Source organism: Paenibacillus ginsengarvi (genome assembly GCF_003626695.1).
GTDB classification, from domain to species: domain Bacteria; phylum Bacillota; class Bacilli; order Paenibacillales; family NBRC-103111; genus Paenibacillus_AB; species Paenibacillus_AB ginsengarvi.
In genome coordinates this window covers 254,003-266,823 of record NZ_RBAH01000007.1, presented here as the reverse complement: position 1 = coordinate 266,823, position 12,821 = coordinate 254,003, and the positions used below count along the sequence as shown (strand labels likewise).

General features: G+C 56.9%; 8 protein-coding genes. 2 read left to right on the top strand and 6 right to left on the bottom strand.

From position 1 onward, the window contains the following. Positions 1 to 20 precede the first annotated feature (20 nt). Genes D7M11_RS12520 through D7M11_RS12505 form a run of 4 tightly spaced genes read right to left on the bottom strand, consistent with a single transcriptional unit; the run spans position 21 to position 3,728 of the window. Positions 21 to 1,580 carry an MDR family MFS transporter gene (locus D7M11_RS12520; protein WP_120747544.1) on the bottom strand — a complete coding sequence of 520 codons (1,560 nt, stop codon included), beginning with the start codon at positions 1,578 to 1,580 and terminating at the stop codon, positions 21 to 23. Positions 1,581 to 1,600: 20 nt separating this feature from the next. Beyond that, positions 1,601 to 2,332, bottom strand: a complete 732-nt coding sequence (locus D7M11_RS12515) for a polymer-forming cytoskeletal protein (RefSeq protein ID WP_120747543.1) — start codon at positions 2,330 to 2,332, stop codon at positions 1,601 to 1,603. A 14-nt stretch (positions 2,333 to 2,346) separates the two neighbouring features. Then, a complete protein-coding gene (locus D7M11_RS12510; protein ID WP_120747542.1) occupies positions 2,347 to 3,087 on the bottom strand; it encodes a bactofilin family protein in 741 nt (246 codons plus the stop codon). A 14-nt stretch (positions 3,088 to 3,101) separates the two neighbouring features. Then, complete coding sequence (locus D7M11_RS12505; protein WP_120747541.1) at positions 3,102 to 3,728, bottom strand: YhbD family protein; 627 nt, start codon at positions 3,726 to 3,728, stop codon at positions 3,102 to 3,104. A 343-nt stretch (positions 3,729 to 4,071) separates the two neighbouring features. Here D7M11_RS12505 and D7M11_RS12500 point away from each other — a divergent pair, with 343 nt between their 5' ends. Continuing rightward, a complete protein-coding gene (locus D7M11_RS12500) occupies positions 4,072 to 5,151 on the top strand; it encodes a DUF4037 domain-containing protein (RefSeq protein ID WP_120747540.1) in 1,080 nt (359 codons plus the stop codon). 76 nt (positions 5,152 to 5,227) lie between these two features. On the opposite strand, the gene D7M11_RS12495 is transcribed toward D7M11_RS12500, so the two are convergent. Both D7M11_RS12495 and D7M11_RS12490 read right to left on the bottom strand, forming a co-directional pair. Next, a complete protein-coding gene (locus tag D7M11_RS12495) occupies positions 5,228 to 5,656 on the bottom strand; it encodes an NUDIX hydrolase (protein ID WP_120747539.1) in 429 nt (142 codons plus the stop codon). Positions 5,657 to 5,745: 89 nt separating this feature from the next. After that, positions 5,746 to 6,720 (bottom strand): YpdA family putative bacillithiol disulfide reductase, encoded by a 975-nt coding sequence (locus tag D7M11_RS12490; RefSeq protein WP_120747538.1) that lies wholly within the window; start codon positions 6,718 to 6,720, stop codon positions 5,746 to 5,748. A 509-nt stretch (positions 6,721 to 7,229) separates the two neighbouring features. Here D7M11_RS12490 and D7M11_RS12485 point away from each other — a divergent pair. Next, a complete protein-coding gene (locus D7M11_RS12485; RefSeq protein ID WP_120747537.1) occupies positions 7,230 to 12,683 on the top strand; it encodes a heparinase II/III domain-containing protein in 5,454 nt (1,817 codons plus the stop codon). Positions 12,684 to 12,821 lie beyond the last annotated feature (138 nt).

The window sequence follows — 12,821 nt, the reverse complement described above, 5'->3', positions numbered from 1 at the left end:
TATGACGATATGGAGGTGCGTCAAACTTCAGGAGTCGGCTTGACCGGCTGCCCCGTCTTGCCATGCATGAGCACCTTCTCGTTTGACATGAGAAAGACGAACAGCAGCGATAACACAGCCGGAATAAGCGTCCACAGGAACGTTTGGGCGATGGAGGACGACAGCGCATCGGTAATGCTGCGCAAGATATTGTCTGGTATACCGGCGCGCGCTTCCGGCGACAGGAGTGCCCTCGGATCTTTCAGCAATTCGGCTGAAGGAAGTGCCGCGGGAGACGATCCGCCGCCAGTTGAACCGAATAGCGAGCCCAGCGAGTCCATGAACGAATTGCGCTGGATCATACCGAATAACGTAATGCCAATCGTCATGCCGAGCGATCGTAAGAAAGCGAGCGTCGAATTGGCCGAGCCCCGCTTCGTTTCGTCAAAATGGTGGATGGACGCCATGCCGAGCACCGAGAACGAAGCGCCGATGCCAAGGCCTACTACAATCATGAACAGAGTGACCGCAAGCCTTGAACTGTCCGCTGTCAGCGTTGTAAGCAGAGCGATGCCCGTAATCAGTATGAGGCCGGAGACGAACATGACATTGCGATAGCTCGTTCGCATCGCGAATTGCGCGCCGACCTGGCTCGCGACAACGCTGCCGAGCATCATCGGGAGCAGCAGCAGCCCGGAGTTGGTGGCGGTTCCGCCTTGAACGCCCTGGATATAGATCGGAATGTATACGGTAGCGACTATGAAGGCAGCTCCCGAAAAAATGCCGATGAGCGAGCTGGAGGCGTACAACCGGACTTTGAACATCGCGTACGATATAATCGGCTCCGCCGCTTTTCTCTCGATAAGCAGGAAGGAAACGAACAGCACTGTAAACAGAGCGAACAGGCTAATAATAACCGGCGAATTCCAATCGTATTTTTGACCGCCCAGCTCCAGAGCGAACATGAGACAGATGATCGCGGCCACGAGAGTGACGGCTCCGGCCCAGTCGATCCGCTGTTTCGCATGACGAATGGACTCCTTGTAGAAGAAAGCGACGAATACGAAAGCAATAAGGCCCAAGGGCAAGTTAATATAAAATACCCAGCGCCAATCGATATAATCCGTCACATACGCGCCAAGCAGCGGGCCGAATATGCTCGACAGACCGAATACGGCGCCGAACAGGCCGCCCATAGCGCCGCGCTTCTGCGGAGGAATCACGTCAAACATGATCGCGAAGGCGATCGGGACGAGAGCACCTCCGCCGATGCCTTGGATGGCCCGATAAATGCTAAGCTGCACGATATTTTGCGCCGTACCGCACAAAATCGAACCGAGCAAAAAAACGAGCAGACCGAAAATGAAAAAACGTTTGCGGCCGTACATATCGGACAACTTGCCGAATATCGGCATACCGGCCATCTCGGCCACCATATAAGCGGATGTGACCCAGACAAACTTGTCGAGTCCGCCCAAATCCCCGACGATCGACCCCATCGCAGTTGCCACAATCGTGTTATCCATAGCCGAGACCAGAATCCCGATCAGCAAACCGGCGACGACGAGAGGCAGGTTGCTCGTTGTCCTCGAAGATTTCATCACGAATCGTTCCTTTCTTTTTAAACTTGCCGAATCTCGCCGATGACGGCATCCGGGTGGCGCTTCATCTCGCCTTTGTATTCCACCAGCCCGATATCGCAACCGGGACCGATCGATATATTCGTGCCGCGGACGACGGCCGCTTTCGTAGATTCGATGTAGATCTCGTCACCCTCGATAAGGTCGGTGATCAGTGCGTCCCTGGTGAAGATTAGCGCCTTGACGAGCTTGCTGATCGCGTTGTCTCCGGTCTTGCGAACCAGAATCGTTTCGCCGCCGATTTCTTTGGCCCGGCATTCGGCATATAGATCGATCTCGATAGCACCCGCATTCAGCAAGCCTTCGATACGGAAGCTGCCCCGCGAGCGGAATCGTTCGGCATCGCAGTTGTTTTTGGCCGTAAACGATCCGTTGATCTCTAGTTCCTCGACGGCGATAGGACCTTCTACTCGGGTATGCCCGTCTATGCGGCAAGTGCCGCCGGTTAGAGCGCCCTCGATATCGGATTTGCCGTTTACCCGCAACTTGTCTGTCTCCACGCCTGCGCCGAAGGAGGACGACCCGTTCACTTCGATGCTATGAGCTTTCATCGAACCGCGTACCGTAGCTTTGCCGTTCGCAACGAAACGAGTGCAGTCCAGATCGCCGTTGATCGCCCCGTGGCCGTTAATCGACACATTATTGAAGAGGCCGCCGCCGCATCCGCCTAGGACGCCGTTTATGTTCAAATCTCTGCGTTCCGTTTTATTCATAACTTATCTCCTATCTAGATCTGTAGTTGGTCTTGTTCCTGCACGGCCGAACTCGGGTGGCACTCGAACCGCTCGGTGTATTCAACCCGTCCGATCCGGCAGCCGGGACCGAGAACGATCGTCGCCCCGCGAATGACATCCGCAGTCGTGTGCTCGGCGTAAATATGATCGCCTTCGATCGATCCGGCCGCTAACGTTCCCTCGTAATAGTCGGATGGAAGGAAAAACGCTCCGATCAGCTTTTTCAGCATATTGCCTTCGGCGCGGTGAATCCGGATCGACTCGCCGCCGATTTCTTTGACCTCGCAGCGGCTGTTGACAGCCATATCGACTTCGCCGGCGTTGACGAGACCGCCAATCCGGAAGATGCCTTGAATACGCAGCTTCTCCGCTTCGCAATGCCCTTTAATATGGAAGGTGCCTTGCAGGCCGACTTCTTCGCCGGCGACGTTGCCGCGCACGTTGGTTTCGCCGAACGATCGGATCGAGCGCGCCTTCAAGTTGCCTTCGATTTCCATTTTGCCATTAATTTTCGCTTCGCCCGTATCGAAATCGTCGGTGATGTCCAGCGTTCCGTTGACGGTGCAAGACGTTCCTTTCAGCGAGCCGTATACTTTGGACGTGCCGTTGCAGCGAAAAGCGAGGCAGTCGACATCTCCGCTAAACTGGGCTTCGCCGTTAATTTTGACGTTTTTGAACAGGCCGCCTCCGGAACCGCCCGAGCCGACGATTTTGACGTCATATCGTCTCTCCATCGTTTGTTCTCTCCTCATCCATTCAGTTTCAGCTTCAATTCTTCGGCGACGGAAGCGGCGGTCAGCCGGGCTACGACCTTGCTGCCTGCATCGAATATGCATTCATTTTGCTGAGTCATCATCAGAAACGACGATACGCCCATTTTCCGCATAAACAGAAAGGTCCAATTTTGGTTTGTAATCGCCGCCTCATGATCCTGGATCGTCTTCAGCATCATGCCGCCTTCGTCGAGACTAAGATCTCCCGCCCGAAGCAGCTTGTCGAGCGCGTACAGAAACAAGATCCGGTTAAAGGGGAGGACGGGTGAGTAGCCGAACGTCCGTTTGAACAGCTCGAGCGAAGGAGGGGAAACAATGTTACGATCCACCAGCTCATGCTCGGGCAGCGACAAGTCGTCCGCCGCCGGCGAGAAGACGTCGGCCAGCTCGTCAAGCGACAAGTCGTCCTTCATATTTTTAATTTTGTTTATGCGGGCAAGCATATTTCGCTTCGGGAAAAACGTTTCCTGGCCGGTAAACGTCGATTTGCGTACGAACCATTCCTCGGGAATCAAATTTTTCCGTTTCCATCGATACAGCTGCCCGTACGAAATACCCGTCAGCTCGAGCAGCTCTTTTTTCGATATAAGCTCTTGATCCACATCAGCACCTCCTGACGAATTTGAATGTAACATAACATTGTTACGTTTGTAAAGAGGGTGCGTAACAAGGTGCGGAAAAAGCAGAGCGCAGCGTTTTGCGCCGGGAAACAACGATCGAAAGTGCAAGGGCGTTCGAGTGCCCGAGCCGCACGAGAAATAACCGGCTCGTGACGAATTGCAGATTATGGTATCATTACTTGTATCAAGAGCATGGAGGTGCCTGCGTATGGAGAGCTATAAGCGAATACGGGCAATCATGGAAAACGAAAACGGGGAATGCGTATAAACCGCCCGTGAAAAAGACGTAATTCCCCCGGAAACTTGTTCAGGAGGGATTACAACAGTGAAATCGTTCATACCCGGAATCGAGCTGTCGCGTTGCTTTTACGAAGAGGTTGTGGCCAAGCTTGTAAACGAGCCGCATGCGGCCGCCTTGATCGGAGAAGGTTCGGAAGTCCTCGGTTTCGATCAGCCCCGTTCGACCGATCATAGCTGGGGGCCGCGGATGCAGCTTTTTGTCCGCTCTTCGCAAGTCGAGGCGGTGAGGTTATCCATCGAGGACCGACTGCCGGCAACTTTCAAAGGATTTCCTGTGCAGTTTCACTCATTGCAAACCGGTACAGTCAGGCATCATGTCGAAGTTACAACGGTCGAGGAGTGGGTTGCGGCTCAGCTCAGGATCGATTCGTTTACCGAGCCGACTGTGGAAGTCTGGCTGTCCATGCCCCAGCAGCATCTGCTTCAGTTTACTTCCGGAGCGGTCTTTCGGGACGACTCGGGCGAATTGACCCGTATTCGCGAAAGGTTTTCCTGGTATCCCGCGGATGTATGGCTGTGGATGATGGCATCCCAGTGGCATTTGATCGGCAATGTCGAGCCTCTTCTAGGCAGAACTGCGGAAGCGGGCGATACGAGAGGGTCTATTCTGGTGTCCTGCCGCCTAGTCCGCCTCATTATGGAGCTTTGCTTTCTACAGGAGAAACGGTACTGGCCTTATATGAAATGGTTCGGAACCGCCTTTTCCCGGCTGTTCATCGCGCCGCAAATCGGCCCTATTCTGGACCGTATCCTGCAAAGTCCGGACCAGCAATCGAGGGAAAACGGGGTGACAGAGGCTCTGGAGATCGTTGCCCGGCGTCATAATGCGCTTGGACTGACCCGGCCGGTTCTTCCCAGGTCGGAACCTTTTCAAGTAGGGATTAACAATGCCGTTCGGCCGTATCGTGTCTTGAATACGGGCCAGTACGTCCAGGCGTGCAAAGAGGCGATTGCGGATGAAACGATCCGCAAGCTGGTCCACGTCGGTGCGATCGATCAACTGACGCATGCCGATGACGCGCTTATTAACTTTACTTCCTGGACCGAGCGTCTCAAGTTTGGTTATAGAGCGGAAACTGATGCGGCATCGCTGCAGCCTGATTAAACGCATACTTGCACCAATGGCCCCCGTAATCGTTATTACGGGGGCTTGTTAATGGTATGGACGCGTTTTACGTGAATCAGCGATTTCCTTGAAAATAATACGACGCGACGTGCGAGTCGTCGACCGAGATCGGCGAAGGCAGGTACTGCATGACCTCATTCGCTTCCTGCACGCTCATCCATTTCACTTCGATAATATCGCCGTCGGGGTCGAGAATTTCCAACTGCCCGCCGATAACGACCGCATAAAAGGTGAAGATGAGGGCGTGATCTCCTGCCTGCGTAAAAAACACTTCCCGGACCGAATGCAGCCCGCCAAGGGTAATGTCGAGGCCCGACTCTTCCTTCGCTTCGCGGATGGCCGCTTGCTCCAGCGTTTCGCCCGGTTCTACGGCCCCGCCCGGAATCGACCAGTAGCGAGAGTCCCTTTTCTGGTTGAGCACCATGACAATGTTTTGCCGGGATTCATCGTAAATCAGCGTGTTTGCAACGTCCACTCTTCTCATCGTTTGCCATCCTCCCGCAAGCTGCGATTAACCAGGCCATTATATCACTTGAATCGATCCGTCAGGTCGGAGCGTTTCAGTATAGACGATTATTCCTCCGCACGCGTTAAATGGCTTGCGATCAGTCCGCCGTGATGACGTCCCGTCTCGATAAATATCTCGTTCGCCTCGGCGCCGGCGGCGATAACACCGGCGATGAACAGCCCTTTGACGTTCGTTTCCATCGTTGCCGGATCGAAGTGCGGCTTGCCTGACTCGGCCTCCATCTCGATACCGGCCGTTTGCAAAAAAGCGCGGTCCGGGCGGAAGCCGGTCAAGGCGAGAACGAAATCGTTGTCCAGCGTCTCGGGGCCGTCTTCGCGTTCGATCGTCACACTCGTCTGCTCGATCCGGGTGACCCGCGAGCGGAACAGCAGCCGGATCCGGCCCTTGTTCACCAAAGCTTCGAATTGCGGACGCACCCACGGCTTGATTTTGGACGATATCGATTCGCCCCGGTATACGATCGTCACCTCGGCACCGACCCGGATGAGCTCAAGCGCGGCATCGACAGCGGAGTTATTGCCCCCAATGATAACAACCTTCGTGCCCGTGTAAGGATGCGCTTCGCGGAAAAAGTGGCTCACCTTCGGCAACTGCTCGCCGAGAATGCCGATCATATTCGGATGATCGAAATAGCCGGTAGCGACGATGACGTTCTCGGCTTCGCAGGTTTGCGCATTTCCGGCGCGGTCAACGCTCGTGACCGTAAACGTATCGCCGTGCTTGACGACGGAAGTTACTTCTTCGTAGGAACGAATGCGAATCGCTCGGCGCATCGCCACATTCCGGTAATAGTGGAGCGCTTCTGCGCGGGTCGGCTTGTCGTTCGGCGTGGAGAACGGGATGCCGCCGATCTCGAGCAGCTCGGCCGTGCTGAAAAATTGCATATAGGTGGGATATAAATAGATCGAGTGCACGATCGAATACTTCTCGATGACTAGCGGTTCCATACCTGCGTTTTGCAGCTCCAGCGCTGCGGACAGGCCGCACGGGCCGGCGCCGACGATAATGACTTTTTCCATTCTGACTGTGCCTCCCTGTGAAGTAAACGTTACATCTCCTTATTGTAACATACACGCCGGGCGCATACGATTGTTCGACAGGGGTAGACAAGTTTACTAGGATGTAGATGGTATGCATGACTAAACGAAGAGAAACGGAATCGAGCATATCGAATTTCGCTGATTGACATCAAGAAAGAAATGCATATACTAAATTATGTAGATGCTATGTAGTTAAAAATACAAACCGGAATACCAACAGTAATTTTAATTACTACATAATTTCTGCATAATAAGTTGCGAAATGGAGGCCGGGAAGGTTCGACTTGGACAATCGCTCCCTGCTATCCGGAGGAGGGACGGAGGACAGGAGTTGGCCCGCGAAATGGTTCAGAAAACGATCGGCGTTATCGATAATGAAATCGCTTACAGAAGTGGAGAGATATTCTCGAAAAAGTGGTGAAGCAGATTGAACAAAATCCTGAAACGGGCAGCGGCGAGGCCCGCAGTCTTTGGAGGAGGAGCTTTGCATGTGGGAAAACAAGAAACAGCGGCGAGGCCGGCTGCTTACGGGCCTATTGATGGTGGCGCTCGTATCGTCAGTCTGGCCGTCGGCAGCGGGCACACAGAAAATGGTTCTAAACGAAGGAGGAACCCCCGTGGCTGAGGCGCCGGAAGTGAGTGTGCGCACGGATCGATGGCTAACGGCGCAGCGCGCCTCTAGCCCCGTCCAGGCCGATGGCGTGTGGAACGAAAGCGTATGGGCGTCGGCTGCTGGAAGCGGCGGTTTTTCCACCGCCTACTTCGGTGAACCGGCGGAACAGGAAACGCAAATGAAGCTGGCCTATGACGATACCCATTTGTATATCGCCCTCGACGGCCAATATGAAAGCGGATACACTGGGGCGAATGCGCCGGAGGCAGAGCGGGTTTTCCTGCTGCTGAGCCATGACGACGACAGGATGAAGTTTTACAGCGTGCCGGTTTCGATTACGGCTGGCCCGCATCCGATAGGGATTCGGTACAACAATTTCACGACGGCCGATGTGCGGGAGACGCTGCAGCAAGTTGTCGATTTGACGAAGGGCGGACAGGCGCAGCAGGCGGTAAGCAAGCGGAGCGACGGCTGGAGCGCCGAGGTCAGCATCCCGCTAAGCGCGCTTGGCGTTCAAGGGATCGCGGCGGGAGAGCGCTGGCAGGTGAATGCGATTCGTTATTTTGGCATCGCTTCCTCGCGTCCGCTCAGCTCCTGGGTGCCGGTGCGCCGAATGACGGTAATCGACGGCGACAATACCGGTCCGAATCGCGGTTATACGCTGAGCGTGTATACGGCCAACGAAGGGCGGTTCGGCAGCCTTTATTTCGATGGAAGGCCGGATGAGCCTGTCACCGGCAAACCTGTCGCGGAATGGCCGCTTTCGGCTTCGGCGCGCTTGTTGTACGACAGCTTTACGGAGAAGCGGCTGGTTTTGAAGGAAGACGATTGGGATGCGGTTTCCTCGTCGGTTTCTATGAGCTGGACTTCGCCGTACGGGGAACAAACTGCGCTGCTCCCGGCTTCTGTTGCGACCGAAGGAAGCGACCAGGTTGTCTCCTTTTCCCATCCCGAGCCGCTGCAAAATGGGACCTACCGGCTCGAAGTGATCGCCGAGGAGTCCGGGGGGCTTCGGATGAAACAACTGGAGCTTTCGTTTGATCGGGACGGACTGATCGCGGCGGGCAACGAGAAGTTTCCGACTTCGCCGCCGGCATCGGTGAACCAGGTAACATCCGCGCCGCCCTCGTTGGAAGTGGCTAAGCTATTATCGCTGGTGCCGGATCGGGTCGGGATGTTTTTCGCCGGCGTGCCGCACGCGCCGGAGCTATCGGAGCGGGCGACCAATTATACGTGGTCGGTGGCCGATCCGTGGGTGCTGACTTCGACGGATAGCGGGAAGATCAAGTATCCGAATCCGCAATATCCGGAGAACAAGATGTTAACCGTGACCAACCGTCTCGGGCAAACGGTCGAATACCCGTATTACGAGGATGCGAACGGAAAGCGGTATTTCCTGTCCGCCCATCTGTGGTATATGCAGCGGCAATACCTGCTCACGCGGACGCGGGAGCTGGCGCAGACCGATCCGCTCGGAGCGGCGCGTCTGCTGTACCGCTTCGCCCAGGTGGTCCCCGGCTGGGTTCCGATGAACGACTACGACAAAGGCGTGCAGTATCCGGTCGTGCCGTCGGGCGGACCGCCCTATCCGTATTATGGCGGCTTATGGTCCCGTTGGTCGCAGAACGAGATGGCCGCGCTCGGCCAGTTGGCGGACGCTTACGCCATTGTGAATCGGACGAACGCCTTCGAGCTGTTAAGCGCGGAGCTCGGCGAAAACGTAGACGAGCGGATCGTTCAGGACATGTTCCGGCCTTCGCTGGATTACTTTCATTCGTTCCCGGTCATCAAGGCCAACGTCGAGGTGTCGAATTACAACGGCTTGATCGCGCTTGCCAAAGCGTTAAACGACCCTGATCTGATGCACGAAGCGGTCGAGCTGGTGGAGCAGTACGTGGTCAATATGTATATGCTGGACGGATTCTGGAAGGAAGTATCGGTGAGCTATCACAAGGATTCGGTGTTGCTGCTGAGTCAGGCGATCCAGCAGGCGGCAGGCTGGAGCGATCCGCCCGGATACGAATCGCCGCGGACGGGAGATCGCTTCGAGCAATTGGATTTGCTGGAGCGGCTGCCGCAGCTTCCGGCGATGCAGGGGATTGCCGCAAAGCTGGCATACCCGGACGGACGAGTGCTGCCGATCAATGACACCTGGGCTTTCTACAAGCCGCCTCAGCCCCAGGATACCGGTTCCATGCTACTCCCCGGCGCGGGGATTGCCAAGTTGGCTCGCGGCCAGGGAAGCGGTCAGACGATGCTGTATATGGGTTTTTCGCCGAAAAACGGGCACGATCATAAAGATCCGCTGAATTTGACCTTGTTTGCAAAAGGTCAGGAATTGCTGCCCGACATCGGGTACACGCATACGAAGTACCGGCAGTGGAGCATGTCTACGCTGGCGCACAATACGGTGGTAGTAGACGGCCGCGATGCTGTGACCTCGGGAGTGGCCAAGTCCGGCGGAGCGATCCGCGATATGGTCAAGCTGGGCGATGCCGCCCAGGTGGTGCGGGCGGAACAGCCGAACGCCTACCCGCAGACGGAGACGTACGGACGGGAGCCGTGGCTGATCGGATTCGGCGGCGCCGGACCGGACGAAGCGTACGTGCTGGATTTGTTCCGTGTGACGGGCGGCACGCGGCACGAGTATACGCTGAACGGGGACGCCAACCGGACGGCTTATTTTGAAACGGATGCGGCGCTTGCCGCCTACGGTCCTTACCTGCTGGAAGGCAATCCGGCCGTGGTCGAGCCAACGAACGAATATGAAACCGGCACGATCGACGGCGGACAGTATCACGGCTATATGCATGTGCGCAATGTGCGGACGGCGGCGCTGACGGACGGACTTTTCGAAGCTACGCTGCGGACGGCGGACGGCACGGCGGCACGTTCGAATTTGCGTATTACCGGATTTGCCGGAACCGGGGCAAGCGAGATGTTTATCGGCGAATCGCCGTCGCTTCAGGCTACCCGGCTGCAAGGTCTGAATTATGACACGCAAACGGAAGCGGATAAGTATTTTATGCCGAAGCTTGTTGTCAGACGGGAAGGAACAGCGCTGAACAGCAATTTCATTACGGTGCTGGAGCCGTTTGCGTCCGGGCAGCAGCCGCGTATCGAACACGTCGAGGTGCTGCTCAGCGACGAGCAGACGGGAGCGGCGGCGGTGGCGATCACGTACGGCAGCACGCGCGACATTGTGCTAAGCGCTCCGCAGTATGCGGGTACGCCGCTGGTCGTCGGCAATTTGCGGCTCGACGGCAAGCTGGGCTTTATTCGCCTGGTGAACGGCCAGATCGAGCAGATGCAGCTCGCTGACGGTACGAGGCTGAGTATGGGGGAGGCCGTGGTCACGGCCGGAGGCGCGGTTCACGGCACGGTTGTGCGCACGGAGCGGAAGCAGGATGGCAGCGGGCGCAATGCGCTGGTGACAGGGGCGGCAGTACCGTTCTCCGCAGCAGGCCGCTACGCGATCGTCACCCAGGCGGACGGATCGGCAGCCGGCTACCGGATCGCCAGCGTACAGTCTGTGGGGAGCGAGACGGTGCTGGATCTGGGCGAACAAGATCCCGGCTTCGTAATTGAGCCGGACGGCGGCGCCCGGCAGTTGTATTTTCCGATGAAGCAGTGGAGCGGTGCGCCTTCCCTTTATATTGCCAATCTGGAGGAAAGCGGGTTTACCCCGCTTCCTCCGCTTTCGCCGGGGACGGTAAGCGGAACGGTGTACGGTCCCGAGCTTGCGCCGCTTGGCGGCGCGAAGGTGAATGTGAGCGGATACGGGGACTTGTCGGCCGTGACCGGCCCGGACGGCGGCTTCGTGCTGTCGCCAGCGCCCGGCGGTTGGCAGCGGGTAACGGCGAAGAAGGACGGTTATCGCACGACCGTGTCCGATGCCGTCTATGTAGGGGCGGGTCATACCGCGGTTGTCACGCTTGAGCTGGACGACGACTCGCCCCCGCTGTTAACCGGGGCGCCTGCCGTAGGCGCGGGGGTCGGGGAGCAGGTGCAGGCGACCTCGTCCCGCGACGGCGTGCTGTATCTGGTCCCGGAATCGGTCCCTCCGGTGCTGACGCAGTTGGAAGCGGCGACCGTCAACACAGCGGTGTACGCCACCCGTACGGCCGCCTCGGCACATACGCCGGCTTTCCTCGATACTTCCGGTTTCGCTGCGGGACGGTATATGCTGTACGCGGCGGACAACAGCGGGCGCGTGTCCGCAGGAAAGACCCTATGGCTGCTGCCGAAGGGCCAGCCGATCGTGGACAACGAAGATCCGCTCGTCCGTTATTCGGGAACGTGGGCGACGACGAAGGGGGACGACCGCCATATCGGCAGCAGTGCCGTGACGGCAACGGCGGACGGCGCTTATGTCGACATTCCGTTTTACGGCGACAGAGCGCAGTTGATCGGCGTTCGTTTCAATACGCACGGGAAAGCGGCGATTTATATCGATGGCGAGTACCGGACGACGGTGGACAATTACCTGGCGAACTGGAAGGCGCAGCAGGTTATTTTTGATACGGGGCCGCTGACGGAAGGGGCGCACGTCATCCGGTATGAACGGACCGGCGAGAAAAATCCGGCCTCCAGCAATTACTTGATTCATTTCGACGCGCTGCGCAATATGACGCCGGAGCTGCTGCCGCCTACGGCAGGCCTTGTCGGCAATGGACCGGTTGCGATCGGCACGCCGGTTACGGCAACCAGCTCCAAGAGCTCATCCCTGTATCTGGTTCCGCGAAGCACGGCTGCGTTCCGCAGCGCGATTGAAGCGGCAGGCGCGTCCGCTAACGGCTCCAGCGCGACGGTGACGGCATCGACGTACGGGCTGCTCGATACGAGCGGATTTGCCCCGGGCTTGTACAACGTATATGCGATTGACGCAAACGGCGCCTTATCCGAAGCGCTTCCTCCGATTGCAGTGATCGACCCTGGCGAGAAGCTTGTAGATAGCGTTAGTTCGGTTGTCTACTATAGCGGTACGTGGTATACCACAAGCAATGATAGCCGGCATATCGGCAATAGCGCGGTGACGGCGATGAGCAACGGGGCTTATGCCGACATTCCGTTTTACGGCGAAAGAGCGCAGCTGCTCGGCGTTCGCTACAATGCGCACGGCAAAGCGGCGATTTATATCGATGGCGAATACCGGACGACGGTGGACAATTACCTGGCAAGCTGGAAGGCGCAGCAGATTATTTTCGATACGGGGGTGCTGCCGGAAGGGCTGCATACGATAAGATACGAGCGCACCGGCGAGAAAAACCCGGCCTCCAGCGACTATTGGATCCATTTCGACGCGCTTCTGGTTATAGAGGCGCCGTAATCGTCGATCCCCCCGAATGCCAATGACAGTTAAGCCGGATGGGCGTATAGTTCAATGACGATGAAGACAAGGCTTACATTTCGTGGTAGCATGAAGGGGACAATCGAATCATTACGGGCTTTCGGACCGAAAGCGCGA

What these genes read in the sequence shown, in the direction of transcription:
- D7M11_RS12520 (WP_120747544.1), bottom strand. Translation starts at nt 1,580, where the DNA reads ATGAAATCTTCGAGGACAACGAGCAACCTGCCTCTCGTCGTCGCCGGT.
- D7M11_RS12515 (WP_120747543.1), bottom strand. Translation starts at nt 2,332, where the DNA reads ATGAATAAAACGGAACGCAGAGATTTGAACATAAACGGCGTCCTAGGC.
- D7M11_RS12510 (WP_120747542.1), bottom strand. Translation starts at nt 3,087, where the DNA reads ATGGAGAGACGATATGACGTCAAAATCGTCGGCTCGGGCGGTTCCGGA.
- D7M11_RS12495 (WP_120747539.1), bottom strand. Translation starts at nt 5,656, where the DNA reads ATGAGAAGAGTGGACGTTGCAAACACGCTGATTTACGATGAATCCCGG.
- D7M11_RS12490 (WP_120747538.1), bottom strand. Translation starts at nt 6,720, where the DNA reads ATGGAAAAAGTCATTATCGTCGGCGCCGGCCCGTGCGGCCTGTCCGCA.
- D7M11_RS12485 (WP_120747537.1), top strand. Translation starts at nt 7,230, where the DNA reads ATGTGGGAAAACAAGAAACAGCGGCGAGGCCGGCTGCTTACGGGCCTA.